Source organism: Stenotrophomonas sp. SPM (assembly GCF_003105135.1).
In the GTDB taxonomy this organism is placed as follows: Bacteria; Pseudomonadota; Gammaproteobacteria; order Xanthomonadales; family Xanthomonadaceae; genus Stenotrophomonas.
On sequence record NZ_QETL01000005.1, the window covers coordinates 49,245 to 72,028 of the forward strand.

The 22,784-nt window shown below is 66.6% G+C and carries 19 protein-coding genes and 1 pseudogene; 11 read left to right on the forward strand and 9 right to left on the reverse strand.

The genetic code is table 11. From position 1 onward, the window contains the following. Nucleotides 1-3 precede the first annotated feature (3 nt). Together DCO49_RS02895 and DCO49_RS02900 are read right to left on the reverse strand one after the other, a co-directional pair. Nucleotides 4-2,904, reverse strand: coding sequence for a TonB-dependent receptor (locus tag DCO49_RS02895; protein ID WP_116862735.1), 2,901 nt, complete (start codon nt 2,902-2,904; stop codon nt 4-6). A gap of 417 nt (nt 2,905-3,321) precedes the next feature. After that, nucleotides 3,322-6,132: a TonB-dependent receptor gene (locus DCO49_RS02900; RefSeq protein ID WP_116862736.1), complete on the reverse strand. Its 2,811-nt coding sequence runs from the start codon at nt 6,130-6,132 to the stop codon at nt 3,322-3,324. Between the two features lie 446 nt (nt 6,133-6,578). On the opposite strand from DCO49_RS02900, the gene apbC reads away from it, so the two are divergent. Next, a complete protein-coding gene (gene apbC, locus DCO49_RS02905; protein ID WP_116862737.1) occupies nt 6,579-7,433 on the forward strand; it encodes an iron-sulfur cluster carrier protein ApbC in 855 nt (284 codons plus the stop codon). A 79-nt stretch (nt 7,434-7,512) separates the two neighbouring features. Further along, nucleotides 7,513-8,085 (forward strand): dCTP deaminase, encoded by a 573-nt coding sequence (dcd, locus tag DCO49_RS02910; RefSeq protein ID WP_079222647.1) that lies wholly within the window; start codon nt 7,513-7,515, stop codon nt 8,083-8,085. A 97-nt stretch (nt 8,086-8,182) separates the two neighbouring features. On the opposite strand, the gene DCO49_RS20260 is transcribed toward dcd, so the two are convergent. Genes DCO49_RS20260 through DCO49_RS02920 form a run of 3 tightly spaced genes read right to left on the reverse strand, consistent with a single transcriptional unit; the run spans nt 8,183 to nt 9,456 of the window. Continuing rightward, nucleotides 8,183-8,350, reverse strand: coding sequence for a DUF5668 domain-containing protein (locus tag DCO49_RS20260; RefSeq protein WP_165835665.1), 168 nt, complete (start codon nt 8,348-8,350; stop codon nt 8,183-8,185). A gap of 15 nt (nt 8,351-8,365) precedes the next feature. After that, on the reverse strand, nt 8,366-8,788 hold the full coding sequence (locus tag DCO49_RS02915; RefSeq protein WP_108765801.1) for an HIT family protein: 423 nt from the start codon (nt 8,786-8,788) through the stop codon (nt 8,366-8,368). Then, nucleotides 8,785-9,456, reverse strand: a complete 672-nt coding sequence (locus DCO49_RS02920; protein WP_079222645.1) for a dienelactone hydrolase family protein — start codon at nt 9,454-9,456, stop codon at nt 8,785-8,787. Before DCO49_RS02920 ends, DCO49_RS02915 begins: the two co-directional genes overlap by 4 nt. Nucleotides 9,457-9,661: 205 nt before the next feature. Here DCO49_RS02920 and rimO point away from each other — a divergent pair, with 205 nt between their 5' ends. Both rimO and DCO49_RS02930 read left to right on the forward strand, forming a co-directional pair. Then, entirely contained in the window at nt 9,662-11,023 is a 1,362-nt protein-coding gene (rimO, locus tag DCO49_RS02925; RefSeq protein ID WP_116862738.1) for a 30S ribosomal protein S12 methylthiotransferase RimO, read from the forward strand. Beyond that, complete coding sequence (locus DCO49_RS02930) at nt 11,020-11,853, forward strand: DUF3025 domain-containing protein (protein WP_116862739.1); 834 nt, start codon at nt 11,020-11,022, stop codon at nt 11,851-11,853. The genes rimO and DCO49_RS02930 overlap by 4 nt, the downstream gene beginning before the upstream one ends. 48 nt (nt 11,854-11,901) lie before the next feature. On the opposite strand, the gene greB is transcribed toward DCO49_RS02930, so the two are convergent. Together greB and DCO49_RS02940 are read right to left on the reverse strand one after the other, a co-directional pair. Further along, nucleotides 11,902-12,408: a transcription elongation factor GreB gene (greB, locus tag DCO49_RS02935; RefSeq protein ID WP_116862740.1), complete on the reverse strand. Its 507-nt coding sequence runs from the start codon at nt 12,406-12,408 to the stop codon at nt 11,902-11,904. Nucleotides 12,409-12,536: 128 nt separating this feature from the next. Then, complete coding sequence (locus DCO49_RS02940; RefSeq protein ID WP_116862741.1) at nt 12,537-14,042, reverse strand: helicase HerA-like domain-containing protein; 1,506 nt, start codon at nt 14,040-14,042, stop codon at nt 12,537-12,539. Between the two features lie 123 nt (nt 14,043-14,165). Between DCO49_RS02940 and DCO49_RS02945 the strand changes: the two genes are divergently transcribed. Together DCO49_RS02945 and DCO49_RS02950 are read left to right on the forward strand one after the other, a co-directional pair. Continuing rightward, complete coding sequence (locus tag DCO49_RS02945; RefSeq protein ID WP_116862742.1) at nt 14,166-15,773, forward strand: transglycosylase SLT domain-containing protein; 1,608 nt, start codon at nt 14,166-14,168, stop codon at nt 15,771-15,773. Between the two features lie 18 nt (nt 15,774-15,791). Beyond that, nucleotides 15,792-16,139, forward strand: a complete 348-nt coding sequence (locus DCO49_RS02950) for a ribonuclease E inhibitor RraB (protein ID WP_116862743.1) — start codon at nt 15,792-15,794, stop codon at nt 16,137-16,139. A 163-nt stretch (nt 16,140-16,302) separates the two neighbouring features. Here the strand turns inward: DCO49_RS02950 and asd are convergent, their stop codons facing one another. Then, nucleotides 16,303-17,145: an archaetidylserine decarboxylase gene (gene asd, locus DCO49_RS02955; RefSeq protein WP_116862744.1), complete on the reverse strand. Its 843-nt coding sequence runs from the start codon at nt 17,143-17,145 to the stop codon at nt 16,303-16,305. Then, nucleotides 17,142-17,792, reverse strand: coding sequence for an SCO family protein (locus tag DCO49_RS02960; RefSeq protein ID WP_116862745.1), 651 nt, complete (start codon nt 17,790-17,792; stop codon nt 17,142-17,144). Before DCO49_RS02960 ends, asd begins: the two co-directional genes overlap by 4 nt. 122 nt (nt 17,793-17,914) lie before the next feature. Here DCO49_RS02960 and prmB point away from each other — a divergent pair, with 122 nt between their 5' ends. The 5 genes and pseudogenes from prmB to DCO49_RS02985 form a co-directional block, all read left to right on the forward strand. Next, a complete protein-coding gene (gene prmB, locus DCO49_RS02965) occupies nt 17,915-18,844 on the forward strand; it encodes a 50S ribosomal protein L3 N(5)-glutamine methyltransferase (protein WP_116862746.1) in 930 nt (309 codons plus the stop codon). Further along, the gene (gene aroC / locus DCO49_RS02970) at nt 18,841-19,944 is read left to right on the forward strand and encodes a chorismate synthase (protein ID WP_116862747.1); all 1,104 of its coding nucleotides are present in this window, start codon (nt 18,841-18,843) and stop codon (nt 19,942-19,944) included. The genes prmB and aroC overlap by 4 nt, the downstream gene beginning before the upstream one ends. After that, nucleotides 19,937-20,974: a D-glycerate dehydrogenase gene (locus DCO49_RS02975; protein ID WP_116862748.1), complete on the forward strand. Its 1,038-nt coding sequence runs from the start codon at nt 19,937-19,939 to the stop codon at nt 20,972-20,974. The genes aroC and DCO49_RS02975 overlap by 8 nt, the downstream gene beginning before the upstream one ends. A 91-nt stretch (nt 20,975-21,065) precedes the next feature. Further along, nucleotides 21,066-22,094, forward strand: coding sequence for an aspartate-semialdehyde dehydrogenase (locus DCO49_RS02980; protein WP_116862749.1), 1,029 nt, complete (start codon nt 21,066-21,068; stop codon nt 22,092-22,094). 152 nt (nt 22,095-22,246) lie between these two features. Next, a pseudogene (locus tag DCO49_RS02985) lies at nt 22,247-22,784 on the forward strand (fimbrial protein FimV); the annotation flags it as partial.

Below are 22,784 nucleotides of genomic sequence, written 5' to 3' on the forward strand. Positions count from 1 at the left end.
GGATCAGAACTTGTACTGCAGGCTCATGTAGAAGCGACGGCCCAGCGGATCTGCGCCAATGAACGGGTCGTAGAACGGATAGGTCGTGTTGCTGTTGTCCTTGCGGTACTGGTTGTCGAACACATTGACGACCTGGAAGGTCGCCAGCACGTTCTCGCCGAACTTCTTGCCCACGCTCAGGTTCCACAGGAAGTACGGCGCCAGGCGACGCGAGTAATCACCGCCTGCGGAGTTGGTGCCATCGGCTTCGGCATAGCTGAAGGCCGAGCCGTAGCGGGTGCCGAACACGGTGGTTGCCCAGTCGCCCTTGGTCCAAGTCAGGCTGCCGCGGGCGCGGCTGCGCTCGGGGTTGAAGTACTCCGGCGGCAGATCGCGGTAGTCGATCAGGTCGTCGTCGGCGGTCTGCTTGTACTTGTTGGTGAGCGTCAGCGAGTAACCCAGGTCAACGTTGAAGCGGCCCCAGCGGTCGGTGTCCAGCGCGTACTTGTAGCTTGCATCGATACCGCTGGTGTCCTGCAGGGCGGTGTTGATGTAGGCGTTGTTGATGCGCTGGATACGGCCGTCATCCGGCGAGCCGGGCAGGTTGGTACGGGTGATCAGGCCCAGCACGTTCTGGCAGACCGAGGCACTCGGTACCGAGCGGCCGTCGCTGGCGGTGCCCAGTCGGCAGGCCGCTTCGGCGCGCAGCAGGTAGTCGTTGCTCAGCTGCGCAGCGGCGTCTTCCAGGCGGATGCGGTAGTAGTCCACCGTCAGCGACATGCCATCGGTAATGTCGTAGACGAAGCCCGCGCCCCACGACTTGCCCTTTTCTTCGGTCAGGTTCGGGTTGCCGGCCACCAGGGTCTGCACCGAGTACTTGGTCGGATCGCTGGTCGGGGAGTTGCACTGGGTGCGGGTACGCGGGCCCTGGGCAGCGCCCGGACCGGTACCGGAGCGGCAGGAGTACTCGTCCAGCTCGGTGGTGTAGGAAGCGGCACCGCCGGCGTAGATCAGCTGCATGTCCGGCGCACGGAAGCTGGTGGCATAGCTGCCGCGCAGCAGCAGGTTGCTGAACGGACGGAATTCCAGGCCCAGGTTGTAGGTGGTGGACGCATCGACCGAGGAGATGTCGTCGTACTTGTCGTAGCGCGCTGCGGCGTTGAGGCTCAGATTGCTGAAGATCGGCACGCGGAACTCGGCACCTGCAGCATAGCGGTCGCGGGTGCCGTGGGTCTCACCCGAGCTGGTCAGGTTGTAGATGGTCTGGCTGTCGATCGGACGCAGCTGGTCGGTGCGCGGGTCGCTCACCATGTCCATCTTCTGGCGGTTCCATTCCAGCACGCTGGCGAAGCCAACGGCACCGGCCGGCAGCTCGAACAAATCGCCGCTGACGTTGAAGGCGGCGTTCGCCACGCTGGTTTCCGAACGGTTGATCACGCGGGTCGCGAAGGACCGGTAGATCTCCGGGGTGATCGGCGAGGACCAGCGATCCAGGTTCAGACGGTGGATCGGATATACGCCCGCACCGGTACCGGCGGCGTTGCTGTAGCCCAGCACCGGGCCCAGGAAGTAGTCATGCACCGACTGCGCGAGCAGGCGCGGGCGATCCATTTTGTAGTTGTAGTAGCCATAACCACCGGTGGCTTCCCAGTCGAAGCGGTCGGCGAAGGTGCCGCGTACGCCGGCAGCGAAGTCGTAGGTGTATTCGTCGTACTTGGTGCTGGCCGCGTCATTGCCACCCAGTTCGGCGGCGGTGAAGACACGCTGCAGCTGCACGATGTCGCGCAGGCCGGCATCGTAGTAATAGGCGCTGGTGGAGCCATTGGACAGGATGTTGAACTTGTCGCCCGAGGTGCCCCAGAACTCCGTGCCGGCACTGGCCTTGGCGCTGGTGGTGTAGTAGTTGACGCTGGCCCAGCCCTGGGTGGTGTCGGTGAAGTCGAAGGTGCCGTAGCCGTAGGCAGAGTAGAACTGGCGCTGGTTGGAGATCGAGCGCGCCGCGTTGCTGTCATAGGAGCCGCAGTAGGTACCGCGGGCGTTGGTGGTCACCGTGGTGAAGCCCAGTGCGTCGCACTTGGCCTGGCCCGGGTAGTAGGCATTCTGGTTGACCGGGCCGTTGGCCGAGGCCAGGCCGCGGATCGCGATCAGCGACAGGCCCGGGTTGGCGGTCGAGCCCAGCGGGCCCTCACGCAGATCCGACAGGAACTCACGCTGGTTGGCATAGACCGCCTCGCGATCGCTGTACTGCAGGGCCCAGACGGCGCTCCAACGATCGCCGGTACGGCCGCCGGTCAGTTCCAGGTTGACCGTGTCACCGCCGCCCTCGGCAGTGGTGCCGGTGGTCAGGCGGACCAGGTTGCCGTCGTAATGCTCGCGCAGGACGATGTTGACCACGCCGGCCACCGCGTCGGAGCCGTAAATGGCCGAGGCGCCGCCGGTCAGTACTTCAACGCGCTCCACGATGCTGCTCGGGATGGAGTTGATGTTGGCGACGTTGTTGTCGCGGTTGTACGGCTGCGGGTACTGCGCGGGGCGACGACCGTTGACCAGGGTCAGGGTGTAACCGGGGCCCAGGTTGCGCAGATTGACGACCTGCGCGTTGGGGGTGAAGCCGGTCACGGCCAGATCGCCGGTGAACGAAGAGGTGGTGTTCTGGGTCAGCGTCTGCAGCATGTCGCCGACGGTCTGGAAGCCTTCACGGTCAATGTCCGTGCGGGTGATGACGGTGACCGGAGCCGGGCCTTCCACGTCCGCGCGCTTGATGCGCGAGCCGACGACCGAAACGCGGTCCAGGTTGGTGGCGTTCTTGCCACCGGCTTCGTTGCCGGCTTCCTGGGCAAAAGCGGGCGAAACGACGGCTGCCAGCAGGGCGGACGTCAGAGCAAAGCTCAGCGGGTGGCGGCTGAGCGCCTTGCGGATGGTCATGGATGGATCCCCTGATGTATCAATTCTCGACAGGCGCGTAGGCCTGTCGTCCCTGTAGGGCGTTTCGCCCCGTTCTCTAACCGGCTTCACAAGCCGATGGGTCGACGTTAACACGACCTTAACTTGCCGTGTCAACTGTTCACGCTCTCGTCATGAAGCCAAGGTAGGCAAAGTGCTGATTTGGATGGATTTTTGACCCAACGCTTTGATTTCAAATGAAAGGTTTTGCTGCGCGGCAGGCCGTTGTGGCCCCTGTATACAGTGGATACGGTTCCCGATGTTCAGCCGGCAGTTCGGGTTGTGACGACGGACGGAAGGGGTGGCCGCCATGGCGGCGCCTGCGGGCCGGCCACGCGGGTAAAAAAAAGCCCCGCCGAAGCGGGGCCAGTGCCAGTCATCCCTGTAGCGTCGCGACGCTTACTTGGCGCCGAAGTCGTACTGCATCTGGGCATAGATCGCCCGGCCGTACGGGTTGTAGAGGCTTTCGTTGTACGGTGCGTTGATGTTGCCGCCGAAGCTGTGGCGCTGGCTCGACGGGTTCTTGTTGAACACGTTGTTGACCATCAGCGACAGGGTCAGGTTGTCCATCGCGCGGTAGCTCACGCTCAGGTTGTAGGTGGTGTACGAGCCCCACTTGCCGGCCTTGTAGCCGGAGGAATGGACGTAGTCGTAGCCTTCGCCCAGGTACGCCATGTAGTTCGGGGTACGGCCGATGTAGTTGTAGTAGAGGGTGGTGGTCCACTGGTTCTTTGCCCAGCCAACCGAACCATCGGCACGCACCTTGGCGAAGGCCTGGTAGTTCCACATCGCATACGGATCGCGCAGCAGGTCCAGGTAGTCATCGCCGATCTGCGGCTGCAGTTCGCGCTTGAGGATGTTGGTGTAGTTGCTGGCGAACTGCAGCGAGCCGAAGCGGCCGATGTCCTGCACGTACTTGAAGCTGGCGGTCAGCGCATTGAGGTTCTGCCGTGCCACGTTGAGCTTGGGCGTGTAGATCTGGTCCAGGTTGCCCGACGCATCGCGGGTGACCCAGTCGGCGACGTTCTGGCAGGTGGCGTTGGTGTTGTTGTCCAGGTTGTTGCGGCAGTAGTACTCGGCACGCAGCAGCTGGTCGGAGCTGAGGGTGTCGACCTCGTTCTCGATCTTCCAGCGGTAGTAATCCACCGACAGCGACAGGTTGGCCATCGGTGCCCAGACCACGCCGGCGTTCCACACATCGGCGGTGATCGGTTCCAGTTCCGGGTTGCCCGACTGCACGCCGAAGGTGGACTGGCCTGCATACGGGCAGCCCACAGTGTCGGCCGGCTCGAAGCCCAGCTGGGCGCAGCGGTAGTAGTCGGTGGCAGCGGTGTAGAATCCGCTTTCGCCCTGGAAGGCATCGGGCAGCGACGGCGCACGGAACGCGGTGCCGTACTTGCCGCGGAACAGCAGGCTTTCGATCGGACGGAACTCGACGCCGATGCTGTACGTCGACTTGTCGACCGTGTTGTCGGCGATCTTGAAGGCGTCGTAGCGGCCCGAACCGGTGACAGTGAGCGAGTCGAGCAGCGGCAGGCGCAGTTCGCCGGTTACCGCGTAGTTGCTGCGATGGCCAGCGCCGGCCACCGAAGTGGTGCCCCAGACATCGCCGTTGAGCAGGCGCGAATCCGGGCTGTAGTCCCAGCCTTCGCTGCCGCCTTCGACGACGATGCCCAGGCCGGCGTCGCCACCGGGCAGGGAGAACAGCCCGCTGTTGGTCAGCTGCACGCGGCCCAGGTTCTGCCAGGTGCGGCTCTGGTTGTAGGTGTAGCCGGTGAAGCTCTGGAATGCGCCTGCCGGCAGCTGCGAGTAGAACGCGCCCCAGTTCGGGCTGTAGATGTTGTAGCCATCATCGGTCTGGCCAAGCACCGGGCCGAACACGTTTTGTTCGAACCAGCTGTCGATCGGCTCGGCCCAGCGTGCGAAGCCGCGCTCGGTCAGCTTGTATTCGCCGCGGCTGAAGCTGGCGCTGTAATCCCAGTTGGCGCCAAAGGTGCCGCGGCCGCCAAGGGTGATCTGGTAGGCCTTGTTGCGGTTGGTTTCCTGGATGTCACGGTAGCCCTGGCCGCCGATGTCCTCCGGCGCGAACGCGCGCTGCAGGCTCATGTACTGGTCGGTGTCCTGGTCGTAGATGTAGCCGAAGCCCGGCCCGGTGCTCCAGAACGTGTAGCCGGAACCGGTGACGTAGTTGATTTCTTCGAGGGAGTAGAGCGCCTCGGCGAACAGTTCGAAGTTCTCGTTCACCTGGAAGTTGAGCGAGGAATAGAACTGGCTGCTTTCCTTGGCGTTCTTGATGGTGCGGTAGCCGGCGCTGTACTTGGAACCGCAGGATTCACCGGCCGCACGCACGCCGAGTTCGGTGGTGCCGCCGAACTGCCCGGCCACGCTGGCGCAGCGGGTCGGGTCCATCATGACGAATGCGTTGTTCTCGTCGGGCAGGTAGACGAGGAAGTCGTTGGACGGCACCTGCGCGCTGTAACCGGCGGGGTTGTTCACCTTTGTCAGGTCGCGCTGGTAGCCCCAGATCGGACTGGATTTTTCGTACTGCACGTTGAGCAGCGCGTTGAAGCGGTCATCGGCGCTGTTGAAGCCCTTGGCCACGCTGACCCGGACGTTGTTGCCGCCGCCCTCGGTATAGGCGCCGCCGCGCACGTTGATCGTGCCGCCATCCACGCGCTTCTTCAGGATGATGTTGACCACGCCGGCGATGGCATCGGAGCCGTACAGCGACGACTGGCCGCCGGGCAGGATCTCGATGCGTTCGACGATGTCGATCGGGATGCCGCTGATGTTGTTGAAGGCGTCGCTGCCGTTGTACAGCGCCGGGTACTGCAGCATCGGGCGGCCGTTGATCAGGTACTTGGTGTAGCCCGGATCCAGGCCGAACATGCCGGCCGCTTCGGCACCCTGGGTGAAGGCCGCGGAGGACTGGCCGCCCTGCAGGCCGCCGGTGGTCAGCGAGGACTGCTGCAGGACTTCGGCGATGCTGGTGAAGCCGCGGGTCTGGATGTCCTCGGCGGTGACGGTCAGCACCGGGGTGTGGTTTTCCACCTGGGTCTGCGGGATGAGCGAACCGGTGACGGTCACGCGGCCGAGGTCGGTGGTCTCCTTGCTGTCCTGGGCGAAGGCGGGAAGGGCGGTGGCGAGCAGGCTGCCGAGCAGCGCGAGCGAGAGCGGGTGGCGGACGACATTGGTGCGACGACGAGTCATTGCGATATCCCATCCATTAAGTAAGTGCAGGCAGCCCCTTTCCCGGGGCATTCAATCAGCCTTCAGTTTGAAGACTGTCGAACTGACCGTAACACGGCATTAACGTTAATGGCACGGCGTTGTAAGAAATATCTGCATTTTGCGGAAAATTACATCGAATAATCAATTGGATAGGTATTTATTTGCAGAGTTTGTCGTTTCGCCTTCAAGTCAGCTTAATAATTAATTCACTTATTATTAACTATTGAATTGGAGGATGGTGTCGCGTTTCACCTAAATGCGACCTGCTGTATCAGCGCTGCCAGGAGATTCTGTTGAAGCTGTATCCCCCGTGCAGCAGGTGTTCAGTGCTGGTCGCCAACGCGCGCAGGACGGGGAGGGCCGCGCGTGGCTTAACTTGTATGATGGGAGGTTGCCCGCCCCATGAACCGCTTCCGGAGTCCGCAGTGAACAGCCCCGCCCGTCGTCCCCATGCCAGCCAGGTGCAGAAGGGCCTTTCGCCCCATGCGCGCATCCGCAACGTGATCGCGGTGGGATCGGGCAAGGGAGGCGTGGGCAAGTCCACCACCTCGGTGAATTTGGCCGTGGCGCTGCAGCAGCTCGGTGCCCGCGTGGGCGTGCTCGACGCCGATATCTATGGCCCCAGCGTGCCCGCGATGCTCGGCCTGTCCGGGCGCCCGGAAAGCCCGGACAACAAGAGCATCGAGCCGATGCGCGCGTTCGGCGTGGACACCATGTCCATCGGCTACCTGGTGGAAGACGAGACGCCGCTGATCATGCGCGCGCCGCGGGCGACCGCCGCCCTGACCCAGCTGTTCGAAGACACGCTGTGGGACGACCTGGACTACCTGCTGATCGACCTGCCGCCGGGTACCGGTGACATCCAGCTGACCCTGGTGCAGAAGATTCCGCTGGCCGGTGCGGTCATCGTCACCACGCCGCAGGACATCGCCACGCTGGATGCAAAGAAGGCGCTGAAGATGTTCGAGAAGGTGGAGGTGCCGGTGCTGGGCATCGTCGAGAACATGGCCGTGCATACCTGCAGCAACTGCGGCCACGTCGAGCATCTGTTCGGCGAGGGTGGTGGCGAGCGCATGGCCGCGCAGTACGGCGTGCCGCTGCTGGGGTCGCTGCCGCTGCAGATCGATATCCGCGAACAGGGGGATGCCGGCAGCCCGATCACCGTTGCCCAGCCCGAGTCGACCGCGGCCCAGGCCTACCGCCGCGCCGCCGAGCGCCTGGTGGAGGAGGTGGGCAAGCGCCCGCGTGCCTCGATCCAGATCCTGTCCTCGCTGCTGTAAGGCCAGGCCTGCGGGGCTGCGGCGTGCGTGCCCGGCCCCCTGTTAGAATCCACGCGCCCCCTCGTACCCAGGACAAAGCATGAGCATCAAGAGTGACCGTTGGATCCGCCGTATGTCCGAGCAGCACGGCATGATCGAGCCGTTCGAGGCCGGCCAGGTGAAGCATGCCAACGGCGAGCGCATCGTCAGCTACGGCACCTCCAGCTATGGTTACGACGTGCGCTGCTCGCGCGAGTTCAAGGTGTTCACCAACATCAACTCCACGATCGTCGACCCCAAGCACTTCGACCCGGGCAGCTTCGTCGACATCGTCGGTGATGAGTGCATCATCCCGCCGAACAGCTTCGCGCTGGCGCGTACGGTGGAGTACTTCCGCATCCCGCGCGACACCCTGGTGGTGTGCCTGGGCAAGAGCACCTATGCCCGCTGCGGCATCATCGTCAACGTGACCCCGCTGGAACCGGAGTGGGAGGGCCACGTGACCCTGGAATTCAGCAACACCACGCCGCTGCCGGCGCGCATCTACGCCAACGAAGGCGTGGCCCAGATGCTGTTCTTCCAGGCGGCGGCCGACGACGTCTGCGAGACCTCGTACAAGGACCGCGGGGGCAAGTACCAGGGCCAGACCGGCGTGACCCTGCCGCGCACCTGACGGTCACGTTGCTCCACGATGCATCGAAACGCCGGGCAATGCCCGGCGTTTTCGCATGGCCGCGTGGTGCGCTCGCCGGGCATGGCCCGGCGCTGCCTTACTTGCCGCGCCCGAACAGCATCGCGATGCCGACACCGACCAGGCCGACCGGCCACCAGGTCAGGAACAGCTTGGACAGGTTCAGGTGCGTCCAGCCCAGGTTGCTGGCGAGCATGAACAAGCCGATCAGGATCAGCAGGATGGCGGCGACGAGATTGAAGCGCATCGGGTCGTCAAAGGCTCAGGGGTGGGCCGGATATCCTAGCCGTTCCTTCCAGTAGGCGACATGCTGGTCCAGTGCGGCCGGCTCGTAGCGGTGCGCCGGACCACTGCCCCAGACGGGGCCCGGCCACGCCGGATCGCCGTCGTGGCGGCCGATCACGTGGAAATGCAGCTGGCGCACGATGTTGCCCAGCGCGCCGATGTTGATCTTCTCCACCCCGTCCGTGCCGTGCAGGGCCTTGCAGGCGCGGTTGAGTTCGGTGCGCAGCTTGTCCTGCTGCTCGCCGTCCAGCTCGATCCATTCGGTGATCCCGGCCAGGCGCGGCACCAGCACCAGCCAGGGGAATCGTTCGTCGTTCATCAACCGCACTTGCGACAACGGGCCTTCTGCTACCAGGACGCTGTCGGTGGCCAGGCGTGAATCCAGTTCGAAATCGCTCATCCAAGATGCTCCGTGAAGAAGTCCAGGGTGCGTTGCAGCGCCAGGGCGGCGCTGTCTGGATCATACGCATGTCCGACCTCCCGGTTGAAGGCGTGGTCGGCCGGATAGACGTAGGTGGCCATCTGCGGCAGCTTTTCGCGGTGGGCCTGCACGGCTTCCGGCGGGATGCTCTTGTCCTGGGCGCCGAAGTGGAAGATCACCGGGGCCTTGGGCGTTTCGTCGAGGAAATTGACGTTGCGGCCGCCGTAGTAGCTGGCCGAGGGGAGGCCCAGGCGCATCGCCGCCAGCAGGGCCACGCTTCCGCCCCAGCAGTAGCCGACGGTGCCGACCTTGCCGTAGGGCGCCAGGCGCGTCGCCGCGGCGCGCACCACTTCCAGCGCCTTCTCCATGCCCAGGGTGTTGACCCGCTCCAGGCCGTCCTTCACGCCCTCGGGGCTGTAGGGCAGGGCATCGGGGTCGGATTCCGGGCCATCGACCAGGTCGAAGAACGACGGCGCCAGCACCGCGTAGCCTTCGGCGGCGAAGCGCTCGGCGACTCCGCGCATGTGGGCGTTGACCCCGAAGATTTCCTGTATGACCACCAGCGCCGCGCGCGGCTTGCCCTCGGGCAGGACCTGCCAGGCGCGGACCGGGCCATGATGCGTATCCAGGGTGATCCATTCGGACATCGTCGGGTACCTCGTTGCAGGGGACAGGCCTGCATTGTCGACGCTGTCCGGGTTAGCGGCGTGTCAGCGGCTGTGCGCGATCAGGCGGCTGGCCGTTCAGAGCCCGGCCACCAACCCCGCTATACTGGCGCCCTTTCAGGCCCCGGCCCCCAGGACCCCCTGCCATGCTGGCAGGGGCCCAGGCCCCCAGAGTCCCGCGATTTCCATGTCCCAGCTGAACCCCAAAGTCGGCTTCGTCAGCCTTGGCTGCCCGAAAGCCCTTGTCGATTCCGAGCGCATCCTGACCCAGCTCCGTTCGGAAGGGTATGACATCGTCCCGTCCTACGATTCGGCCGACGTGGTGGTGGTCAACACCTGCGGCTTCATCGATTCGGCGGTGACCGAATCGCTGGACGCCATCGGCGAGGCGATGAACCAGAACGGCAAGGTCATCGTCACCGGCTGCCTGGGCAAGCGCCCGGAGCAGATCCGCGAGGCGTACCCGAACGTGCTGGCGGTGTCCGGCCCGCAGGACTACCAGAGCGTGATGGAAGCAGTGCACGAAGCGCTGCCGCCCAAGCACGATCCCTTCGTGGACCTGGTGCCCGACTACGGCATCAAGCTGACCCCGCGCCACTACGCCTACCTGAAGATTTCCGAGGGCTGCAACCACAAGTGCAGCTTCTGCATCATCCCGTCGATGCGCGGCAAGCTGGTCTCGCGCCCGGTGGATGAGGTGCTGCGCGAAGCCGAGCGCCTGGTGCGCGGCGGCGTGCGCGAGCTGCTGGTGGTGTCACAGGACACCTCGGCCTACGGCGTGGACGTGAAGTACGCCGAGAAGATGTGGCGCGACAAGGCCTACCAGACCCGCCTGAAGGCGCTGTGCGAAGGCCTGTCCGAGCTCGATGCCTGGGTGCGCATGCACTACGTCTACCCGTACCCGCACGTGGACGAAGTGGTGCCGCTGATGGCTGAGAACCGCATCCTGCCGTACCTGGACATCCCGTTCCAGCACGCCAGCCCGCGCATCCTGCGCCTGATGAAGCGCCCGGGCGCGGTCGAGAAGACCCTCGAGCGCGTGCAGAACTGGCGCCGCATCGCCCCGGACATCACCTTGCGTTCGACCTTCATCGTCGGCTTCCCGGGCGAGACCGAGGCCGAGTTCGAAGAACTGCTGTCGTTCCTGGACGAAGCGCAGCTGGACCGCGTGGGCGCGTTCGCCTATTCGCCGGTCGAGGGTGCCACCGCCAACGACCTGCCCGACGCCGTGCCGGAAGAAGTGAAGCAGGAGCGCCTGGCGCGCTTCATGGAGAAGCAGGCGCAGATCTCCGCCGCGCGCCTGGAAGCCAAGATCGGCACCGTGCAGCAGTGCCTGGTCGATGCCATCGAAGGCGATATCGCCGTGGCCCGTTCCAAGGCCGATGCGCCGGAGATCGACGGCCTGGTGCACATCCAGAACGCCGACCAGGTGCCGCTGCGCGTGGGCGAGTTCGTCGACGTGGAGATCACCGAGAGCGACGAGCACGATCTGTACGGTGACGCGCTGGCCAGCGCCACGCGTCCGGCGTTCGACCTCAAGGTGCTGTGACCGCAGCGACGGCCGCCGGCGGCGACGCAGGCGGCCCTCGTCGCTTCATCCCGCCGCTGCGTGCGGCGGTCGATGCGCGGGTGTTCGAGCATCCGCTGTTCGATGGCGTGCGCGGCTTTGCCGATCTGCTGGCGGGACCGGGTTGGCCGACCGTCGCTGCGCTCGATGCCCGGCTGGCCCTGCCTGGGCTGCAGCTGGTCGAGCAGGATCCAGCGCTGCTGGCCGATGGCCTGCACTACGAAACCCGCATCGCCCAGGGCCGCCTCGCGACCCGCGCGGACAACTGGCACGACCTGTTCAACGCCCTGGTCTGGGCCAGCCTGCTGCCGCTCAAGCGCGTGCTCAATGCACGGCAGTGCCTGCACATCGCGGCGATGGCGCCCGGCCAGCGCAACCGCGCACAGGCCGCGTTGACCCAGTTCGATGAAACCGGCGTGGTCGTGCAGGTGCGCGATGCTGCCGTGCTGGCTGCGTGGGACGCGCATGACTGGCGCGCACTGTTCGCTCCATCGCACTGGCACGATGGCGATGTTTCCGTGGTGGCCGTGTTCGGCCATGCGCTGATGGAGCAGGCGCTGCTGCCCGGGCGCCTGCTGGTCGGCAAGTGCGTGGTGGTGCGGGGCGGTGGTGAAGCGGGCTGCATCGAGACGGTCACCCGAGCCATCGACGAGGGCAGGGTGCTGGGCGATCCGCTGCAGCTGCGGCCGCTGCCGTTGGCCGGTATTCCCGGCTGGCATGCGGTGCAGGATGCCGCCTTCTACGGGAATGCGGATTATTTCCGCCCGCTGCGCGCCGGCCGCCAGTACCCGCCGCCGCTGTTGCCTTTGTAGAGTCGAGCCATGCTCGACTGCTTGCCATCAGTCGAGCATGGCTCGACTCTACAAAGGCGCATACGCCACCCCGATCACCGCGAACGTGAACTGCCCACCGGGCAGCTCCACCGCAAACTCGTCATCGATGCGCTTCTTCAGCAGTGCCCTCGCCAGCGGCGAGTCGATGCTGATCCAGCCCAGCCCGGCATCGGTCTCGTCCGGACCGACGATGCGGTAGCGGGTGGTCTCGCCACTGTCCACGTTCTCCAGCTCCACCCACGCACCGAAGAACACCGCCTGCGCATCGGTCGGCGTGGTGTCGACCACGCGCAGCGATTCCAGGCGCTTGGTCAGGTAGCGCACGCGGCGGTCGATCTCGCCCAGCTGTTTCTTGCGGTAGGTGTACTCGGCATTTTCCGAGCGGTCGCCTTCGGCGGCCGCCGCAGCCAGCGCCTTCACCACCTCGGGGCGGCGCACGCGCCACAGGTCATCCAGCTCGGCTTTCAACCGGGCGTGGCCGGCGGCAGTGATCAGGGCGGTGCTTTTTTCTGCAGGGGGACGCCAGCGGGACATGCAGTACGACTTCTTTTCGAGGGGAGCGATGTATGAGGAGGGGGCAGAGCCCTCCCTGGCGGGAGGGATCCGACCCCGGGGTCAGATCCCTTTCCAGCGGAAAGGGCTCTGGCCCCAGCAATGGCAGATCAGCGCTTGCCGCCGAAAATGCCACCGAGGATGCCGCGCACGATCTGGTTGCCCAGCTTGGTGCCGACCGTGCGCGTGGTCTGCTTGGCCATGGTTTCGATCATGCCCTGGCGGCGCTTGGTGCCGAAGATCGCGTCCTTGATCGACTGGCCGAAGCCGCCTTCCTGCGCCTCGTCCTGCTCGCGGCTGTGGGCGGCCGGGGCTGCGGCCTGCTCGGTGGCCTTCTGCGCGCGCTGGGCCAGCAGTTCGACGGCCGATTCGCGGTTCACCGCGGTGTCGTAGCGGGTACCGACCGGGCTGCCTGCACGCACCTGCGCGCGCTCGGCCTCGGTGATCGGCCCCATCCGGCAGCGCGGCGGGGCGATCATCGTCTGCTGCACCGGCATCGGCACGCCCTTGTCCTGCAGCGTGGACACCAGCGCTTCGCCGGTGCCGAGCTGGCTGAGGGCCTTGGCTACGTCCAGCTTGGGGTTCGGTACGAAGGTCTCGGCGGCGGTCTTCACCGCCTTCTGGTCGCGCGGGGTGAAGGCGCGCAGCGCGTGCTGCACGCGGTTGCCGAGCTGGCCGAGGATGTTGCCCGGCACGTCGTCAGGGAACTGCGAGCAGAAGTACACACCCACGCCCTTGGAGCGGATCAGCCGCACCACCTGCTCGATGCGCTGCACCAGCGAGGCCGGCGCGTCGTCGAACAACAGGTGCGCCTCGTCGAAGATGAAGACCAGCTTGGGCTTTTCCAGGTCGCCCACTTCCGGCAGCTGCTCGAACAGTTCCGACAGCAGCCACAGCAGGAAGGTGGAATAGAGCTTGGGCTTGAGCACGAGCTGGTCGGCGGCGAGGATACCGACCACACCGCGACCGTCGTGGTTGACCCGCATGATGTCGGCCAGCTCCAGGGCAGGTTCGCCGAAGAAGCCTTCGCCGCCGTCCTGGGCCAGGCGCAGCACCGAGCGCTGGATGGCCGCGATCGACTGTGCGCTGACCAGGCCGTACTCGGTGGAGATGTCCTTGCGCTCCTCGGCCACCAGGCCGAGCAGGGCGCGCAGGTCGTCCATGTCCAGCAGCAGAAGGCCGCGGTCGTCGGCCAGCTTGAAGACGATGTCGAGCACGCCGGCCTGGGTGTCGTTCAACTCCAGGATGCGCGCCAGCAGGGTCGGGCCCATCTCGCTGATGGTGGTACGCACCGGGTGGCCGAGCTTGCCGTACAGGTCCCAGAACACGGTGGGACTGGCAGCCGGGGCGTAGTCGGCCACGCCGATCTCGGCGGCGCGCTGCAGCAGGGCATCGGCACCGGTGCCGGGTACGGCCAGGCCGGACACATCGCCTTTCACATCGGCCAGGAACACCGGCACGCCCAGCCGCGAGAAGCCCTCGGCCAGGGTCATCAGGGTCACGGTCTTGCCGGTACCGGTGGCACCGGCCACCAGGCCATGGCGGTTGCCGAGTTTCGGCAGCAGGGTGACAGCCACATCGTCGGTGATGCCTTTGCCGAGCAGAATCGGATCCATGGTCCAGCCCTTGTGGTGAATGCGCCCAATGTTAACCGCCGACGGTGGCGGGCCGACGGCCGGGTTGCCCGGACCTTGGCGGCACCGCTACTCTGCCTGCCTGTTTCGCACACAGTGCCACCAATGCCCGTTCCTGTCCTGATTTCCCGTGGTTGGCCGCTGCTGGCGCTTGCCGGCCTGGTATCCCTGGCGCCCAACGCCCATGCGCAGCGTGTTTCGGCGCGGGACCAGGCGAAGGCCGATGCGCTGCAGCAGCGCATGGCCACCGCCGAGAAACGCTACAGCGATGCCCTGCTGCTGGTCGCCAATGCCGACCCCAAGGGCAGCAACGAAGCCGATGCGGCGCTGGAGGACATGGAAGATGTCATCAGCGAATGCATGAAGCAGAAGGGCTGCCAGATGAGCAACATGCTGGCCACCTACAAGCGCCTGCTGAAGCGTGATGCCGACGCGGCCGCCAGCGATGACAGCGCCGACGAGGGCGGCGACCGCCTGGAGGCCGACCCGGACCACGTGGGCCCGCTGACCGCCGATGTGCCTGAGGCCGCCCGCGCCGCGGCGTTGCTCAATGACAAGCGCCATGCCTTCGACAACATGGTCGAGTACAACCCAGCCGTGCAGGCGGGCATCCGCCGCTGGCTGACCGACATGCGCCCGGCATTGCTGACCAGCTACGAGAACTACCAGAACCTGCGCGCGGTGATGTGGCCCGAGTGGGAAAAGCGCGGCCTGCCCGAGGCGCTGCTGTTCGGCATCATGGCCAAGGAATCCAATGGCCGCGTGCATGCGTCCTCACGCGCTGGTGCGGCCGGCCTGATGCAGTTCATGCCGGCCACCGGCCGCCGCTTCGGCCTGGGCCCGGACGGCACCGGCTTCGATACCCGCTTCGACGCGCGCAGCGCCGCCGAAGCCAGCGCCAGCTACCTCAACGAGCGCCTGCGCGAACTGAACAACAACGTGGAAATGTCGGTGGCCGCCTATAACGGCGGCGAAGGCCGTGCCGCGCGCGTGTTCAAGCAGAGCGGCGGGCAGAGCTTCTGGACCGACAGCGTCTACAACCAGTTCCCCGGCGAGACCAAGGACTACGTGCCGATGGTGATCGCCGCGGCGTGGATCTTCCTGCACCCGCAGCAGTACGGCGTGGAGTTCCCGAAGATCAGCGCGCAGCCGGCTACCCTGCGGCTGGCCAAGTCGACCACCATCTACGAGCTGACCATCTGCCTGGGCAGCCATGGCACGCGTGACGGCTACATGCGCGCGTTGCGCAACCTCAACCCGCGCTACGAAGCCGATGGCTGGATTCCGGCCGGTACGCTGATCAATGCCACCACCCGCATCGCCGGCCTGTACCAGCGCAACTGCGTCAGCGGCCCGCGCGCGGATCTCGCGCGGACCCTGATCACCGCCGATCTGAACGCGGCCATCGTGCGCCCGACCGCCGCCAGCTACACCGGCAGCGTGGCCGTGGGCGGCGTGGTGCCGCTGGCCGACCCGAACGCCAGCGCCACGGTGCCGACCGCACCGACCGCGCCGGTCGCCGCACCGCGCCCGGCGGCGCCCAAGGCCAAGCCCGCCAAGACCTACAAGGTCGGCAAGGGCGACACCCTGGGCCGCATCGCGGCGAAGTTCCAGTGCGAAGTGCCGACCCTGGCGCGCGCCAACGGCCTGAAGGCCCCCAGCTACAGCCTGCGCCCCGGCCAGGTGCTGAAGCTGCAGGGCTGCGACAAGTAACCGAACCGGAAGAGAGCCATGGACCTGGAAGCAACCCGCGATCTGTTCGCCAACCTGCGCGAGAACACCGACTGGGATCTCGCCACGCCCCTGCTGTGGGGCTATTACTTCGTTCACTCCACTCCGGACCGCCTGCAGGTGCTGGCGAGCAGCCTGGAAGCTCAGGGCTATGAGGTGGTGGAACTGTTCGAGCAGGAGCCGGAAGAGGGTGATGCGCCCTTCCACGTGCTGCACGTGGAGCGCGTGGAGATCCACGACGAAGCTTCGCTGGACCTGCGCAACCAGGAACTGGCCGCCCTGGCCAGCCAGACCGGCGTGGAAGACTACGACGGCGTCGACGTCGGCCCGGCACCGACCCTGCAGTAACGGACTGCTTTCTGCAGAGCCGAGCCCATGCTCGGCTGTTTTTCCCGGCAGCCGAGCATGGGCTCGGCTCTACAGACCCGGCATCGCGGTGAATCCATCCACGCATGGCGTGGATCTACCGAAGCGGTAGTGCCGACCGCCGGCCGGCATCATTGCCGCTTCCTCAGCGCAGCTTTGCCAGCGCCTGGCCCAGCTGCACCGGGCTTTCGGCGCCCAGCTGCGGGGCGAACTCGGCCACGCCCGGCGGCAGCAGCACGATCACGGTCGAGCCGTAGTTGAAGCGCGCCATTTCGGCGAAGCGCTCCAGCTGGATGCCCTGTCCGCGGTAATCCTTGCGGGTGATGCGGTCGCCGTAGGCCGGGATCTCCTCGCCGCTCCATACCGTTTCCACACCGGATACCAGCAGCGCACCGACCATCACGCTGGCCATCGGGCCGAAGCTGGTATCGAAATGGCAGACCAGACGCTCGTTGCGGGCGAACAGGCGCGGCACGCCGTTCACCGCGGCCGGACCGACGCTGAACAGGCGGCCGGGCACGTGCACGGTCTCGCGCAGGGTGCCGGTCCACGGCATGTGCACGCGGTGGTAGTCACGCGGGGACAGGTACACCGTGGCATACAGGCCGTCGTTGTACGGCTTGGCGTCCTCGTCGCTGCCCAGCAGCTCCGCGGCGGTGAAGGACTGCCCCTTGGCCTGGAAAATGCGCCCGGCCTCGATCTTCCCCAGCTGGCTGATGCGGCCGTCGGCCGGCATCACCAGGCTGCGCGGATCGGCATCGGCCACGCGCGCGCCCGGCTTCAGGGCGCGGGTGAAGAACTGGTTGAAGGTCGGGTAGCTGCGCGGGTCCGGGTTGGCCGCTTCGTCCAGGTTGACGTTGAACCTGCGGGTGACGGTGTCGATCAGCCAGCGCGACACGCGCGGGTCGTCCGAGTACGCCAGCGAGCGCGCCATCGAGGACAGCAGGCGGTGGGGCAGGGCGTACGTCAGGGCGGTGGTCAGGCTCATGGGGCGGATTTCTCGGTCAGCTTCTGCAGGTCGCGGGCGATGGCCGGCGCGTTGAACGGGGGCCGCACCAGGCCGGCAAGGCGGCCCTGCGGGTCGAGCACGGCCAGGCTGGCCGAGTGCTCGACGGTGTAATCCTCGGGATTTTCGTCGAAATGCTTGCCCGGCACCTTCTGGAACACGAAGCCCAGCGAGGTGGCGAAGCGCTCCAGCGAGGGAATGTCGGCGGTGGCGGCCAGGGTGTCCTTGTGGAAGCCGTGCACGTACTCGCCCAGGCGGATGGCGTTGTCACGGTCCGGGTCCACCGACACGAACAGCACGCGCGGGCGCAGCGTGTCGGGCAGGGCTTCCCACTGCTTCTGCGCGCCGGCCAGCTCGGCCAGGGTGGTGGGGCACACGTCCGGGCAGAAGGTGAAACCGAGGAACACCAGGGTCCAGTGGCCCTTCAGCTCGCCGGAGATCAGCCGCGTGCCGTCGGACTGGGCCAGGTTGAAATCGGGCAGCGCGCGGGTATGCGGGTACAGGGTGATCGCTTCGGTGGCCGGCTGGTTGGCCGGCGGCTTCGGCGCGAACACCTGCTGCGCGGCCAGCAGGCCCAGGCCCGCCGCCAGGGCGATCAGCAGGATGATGCCGACGTTGCGATTGAACATGGGAGCCCCCGCAGGAAGTAATCCCCATCATACCGGCTGCAGCCTGATCGTTTCCGTCGCAACGGATGCCGCCGCGGGCGCCAGCCTCTATAATCGTGGGCCACTTTGCCCGCAGTACCGCCATGACCGCTGAAACGGCCGCCGAACTCCACACGATCATCGACCTGATCCGCTACGGCACCAGCCGTTTCAACGAAGCCGGGCTGACCTTCGGGCACAGCTACGACAACGCCCTGGACGAGGCTACCCAGCTGGTGCTGCACAGCCTGCACCTGCCGCACGACCTCGGCCCGGCCTACGGCCAGGCCCGCCTGCTGCAGGCCGAGAAGGTCCGCGTGCTGGAACTGTTCCAGCGCCGCATCGACGAGCGCGTCCCGGCCGCCTACCTGACCGGTGAAGCCTGGTTCGCCGGCCTCAGCTTCAAGAGCGATTCGCGCGCCCTGGTGCCGCGTTCGCCGATCGCCGAGCTGATCGAGTGCGGCTTCGAGCCGTGGCTGGCCGGCCGCGAGGTCAGCCGTGCGCTGGACCTGTGCACCGGTTCGGGCTGCATCGCCATCGCCATGGGCCACTACTACCCGAACTGGGAAGTGGACGGCGTCGACCTGAGCGATGACGCGCTGTCGCTGGCCGAAGAGAACAAGGAACGCCTGCAGGCGCACAACGTGACCCTGCTGAAGTCGGACCTGTTCAACGGCCTGACCGGCCGCCACTACGACCTGATCGTCACCAACCCGCCGTACGTCACCAACGACGAGACCGATGCCCTGCCGCAGGAATACTCCTACGAGCCGGAAATGGGCCTGCGCGCCGGCGACGATGGCCTGGACCTGGTGCTGAAGATCCTGCGCGACGCCCCGCTGCACCTGAGCGAGGACGGCCTGCTGATCTGCGAAGTGGGTGAATCCGAGCAGCACCTGATCAAGCTGCTGCCGGAAGTCGATTTCGCCTGGGTTGAATTCAAGGTCGGCCAGATGGGCATCTTCGCGGTCGAATGCCGCGAGCTGATCGCCCACAGCGCACGCATCACCGAACTGGCGGCGCAGCGCCCGTGAGTTCCAATTCGTTCGGCAAGCTGTTCACCGTCACCACGTTCGGCGAGTCGCACGGACCGGCCATCGGCTGCGTGATCGACGGTTGCCCGCCGGGGCTGGCGCTGGACGCGGCCGAATTCACCCACGACCTGCAGCGTCGCGCCACTGGCAAGAGCCGGCACACCTCGGCGCGCCGCGAGGCCGATGAGGTCGAGATCCTGTCCGGCGTGTACGAGGGCCTGACCACCGGCACCCCGATCGCGCTGCTGATCCGCAACACCGACCAGCGCAGCAAGGATTACGCGACCATCGGCCAGCAGTTCCGGCCGGGCCATGCCGACTACAGCTACTGGCACAAGTACGGCATCCGTGACCCGCGCGGTGGCGGCCGTTCCTCAGCCCGCGAAACCACCATGCGCGTGGCCGCCGGCGTGGTCGCCAAGAAGTGGCTGGCCGAGCGCTTCGGCGTGACCGTGCGCGGCTACCTGTCGCAGCTGGGCGAGATCCGTCCGGCCGGTTTCGACTGGTCGGCGGTGGAAGACAACCCGTTCTTCTGGCCGCACGCCGAACAGGTGCCCGAGCTGGAGGCGTACATGGATGCGCTGCGCAAGTCCGGTGATTCGGTCGGTGCGCGCGTGGACGTGGTGGCCGACAACGTGCCGCCGGGCTGGGGCGAGCCGATCTACGGCAAGCTCGACGGCGACCTCGCCGCCGCGCTGATGAGCATCAACGCCGTGAAGGGCGTGGAGATCGGCGATGGTTTCGCCAGCGCCGCGCAGAAGGGCACCGAACACCGTGACCTGCTGACCCCGCAGGGCTTCGCCAGCAACCATGCCGGCGGCATCCTCGGCGGCATTTCCACCGGCCAGCCGGTGGTCGCCTCCATCGTGCTGAAGCCCACTTCCAGCCTGCGCCTGCCGGGCCCGTCGCTGGATACCGGAGGCAACGTGGTCGAAGTGGTCACCACGGGCCGCCACGACCCGTGCGTCGGCATCCGTGCCACCCCCATCGCCGAGGCGATGATGGCGCTGGTGCTGATGGACCAGGCCCTGCGCCACCGCGCCCAGTGCGGTGACGTCGGCACCATCACCCCGCGCATTCCCGGGCAGATCGATGGCTGATACCCGGCCGACGGTGTGGGTGAGCCAGCCGCTGATCGACGCGGCCATCGCGCCGCTGCGCGATCGCGTGCAGCTGCTGGCCACCGACACCGTCACCGTCTGGTCGCCGCAGCAGATTGCCGAGCGCCTGGCCTCGGTCGACGGCGCGATCATCACCCTCAACGAGCGCATCGGCGCGGCCCAGGTGGCCGATGCCACGCAGCTGCAGGTGATCGCCAACGTCGGCGTCGGCTACAACAACCTGGATGTCGACGCGCTGAGCGCGGCCGGCATCCTCGCCAGCAACACCCCGGACGTGCTCACCGAGACCACGGCCGACCTCGGTTTCGCCCTGCTGATGGCCACCGCGCGCCGCATCACCGAATCCGAGCGCTGGCTGCGTGAAGGGCAGTGGGGGCAGTGGTCGTTCCAGACCATGCTCGGCGCCGACATCCACGGCAGCACGCTGGGCATCCTCGGCATGGGCCGCATCGGCCAGGGCGTGGCCCGTCGTGGCGCGCTCGGGTTCGGCATGAAGGTGCTGTACCACAACCGTTCGCGCCTGCCGGCCGAGACCGAAGCCGCGCTCGGCGCGACCTACGTGGACCTGGATACGCTGCTGGCGCAGTCCGACCACGTGGTCACCGTGCTGCCGTACACCCCGGCCTCGCACCACATCATCGATGCGGCCGCGCTGGCGAGGATGAAGCCGTCGGCCACCCTGGTGAACATCGCCCGCGGCGGCATCGTCGACGAACTGGCCCTGGCCGATGCGCTGGCCCATGGCCGCCTGGCCGCCGCCGGCCTGGATGTCTACGAAGGCGAACCGAAGGTGCGCCCGGAACTGCTTGCGCTGCGCAACGTGGTGCTGACCCCGCATATCGGCAGCGCCTCGCTGGGCACCCGTACCGCCATGGTGCAGCTGGCCGTGGACAACCTGCTGGCCGGCCTCGGCCTGGCCGGCGAAGCGGCGCGCATGCCGAGCGCGATCAACGCCGACGCGGCCCTCGCCGCGCGTGCCGTGCTGGGCAAAAAAACCGGGAAACGATAGGGAACCTCTGCGCGCCCCGCCTGAGGAGGTTCCCCGAGCCCAGCTGTCGTGCGTGAGTTTTCCCCCTTCCCGTTTTAGTGAGAGTTCCCCCATGAGCAATGCACAACGCAGCTTCCACGTCGCCATCGTCGGTGCCACCGGCGCCGTCGGCGAAACCATGCTGGCCATCCTGGCCGAGCGCAACTTCCCGGTCGGTACCCTGAGCCTGCTCGCTTCCGAGCGCTCGGCCGGCGGCGAAGTCGAGTTCGAAGGCCAGAAGGTGAAGATCCAGGACCTGGCCACCTTCGACCCCAGCGGCGTGGACATCGCCCTGTTCTCGGCCGGTGGCAGCGTGTCCAAGGAATACGCGCCGAAGTTCGCCGCCGCCGGTGCGGTGGTGATCGACAACTCCTCGGCCTTCCGTTACGACGATGACGTGCCGCTGGTGGTGTCCGAGGTCAACCCGGACCAGGTCGGCAACCGTCCGCGCGGCATCATCGCCAACCCGAACTGCTCGACCATGCAGATGCTGGTGGCGCTGGCGCCGCTGCACCGCAAGTACGGCATCGAGCGCATCAACGTGTCCACCTACCAGTCGGTGTCCGGCGGCGGCCGTTCGGCGATGGAAGAGCTGGGCAAGCAGACCGGCCAGCTGCTGAGCTTCCAGGAGATCGATCCGCAGCGCTTCCCGGTGCAGATCGCCTTCAACCTGATCCCGCACATCGATGACTTCCAGGACAACGGCTTCACCAAGGAAGAGATGAAGCTGGTCTGGGAAACCCGGAAGATCCTCGGCGACGAGAGCATCCTGGTGAACCCGACCGCCGTGCGCGTGCCGGTGTTCTACGGCCACTCCGAATCGGTGGCGATCGAAACCCGCGACAAGGTGACCGTGGCCGAAGCGCGCGTGCTGCTGGAACAGTCGCCGGGCGTGGAAGTGGTGGACCGCCATGAAGCCGGTGGCTACCCGACCCCGGTCACCCACGCCTCGGGCACCGATGCGGTGTACGTCGGCCGCATCCGTGAAGACCTGTCGCACCCGCGCGGCCTGAACCTGTGGATCGTCTCGGACAACGTGCGCAAGGGCGCGGCATTGAATGCCGTGCAGCTGGCCGAGCTGGTCGCCGCCGAACAGCGCTGATCACCCGCTGTGTAGAGTCGAGCCATGCTCGACTGCTTTGAGGGCAGTCGAGCAAGCTCGACTCTACGGGGCATCGCCGCCGCCCAGCGGGCGGGTATCTCTGCCCCCTGGGTGGGTGCGGACCGTGGTCCGCACGCTTTATAGTGTCGCCCATGAATAAACGGGCCAAGGGCGCCTCGCGCCCGCTCCTCTATCTCTCTGCCGCGCTGCTGGCACTTGCCAGCAGTTCGGCCATGGCCCTGGGCCTGGGCGACATCCGCGTGCTTTCGCGCCCCGGCCAGCCGCTTCTGGCCGAAATCCCGGTGGTGTCCGCCGATCCTTCCGAACTGCAGAACCTGCGCGTGGCGCTGGCCTCGGCCGTCACCTTCGAGCGGGTCGGCCTGCAGCGGCCGACCGGCCTGGTCAGCGAACTGCAGTTCGAACTGACCATCAACAGCCAGGGCAGGGCAGTCGTGCGGGTGACCTCGCAGGCGCCGGTGGAAACCCCGTCGCTGAGCTTCCTGATCGAGGCCGATTGGGGCCAGGGCCGCCTGGTCCGCGAATACTCCGCGCTGGTCGATACGCCGGCCAGTGCGCTGGCCGTGGCCGAGCCGGAAATCGTCGCCCCGGCCGGCGTGCTGGCCAACACGATCACCCGTGACACGCCTGCCAAACCGGCAGCACAGGCTGCAGCCACCGCAGCACCGGCCG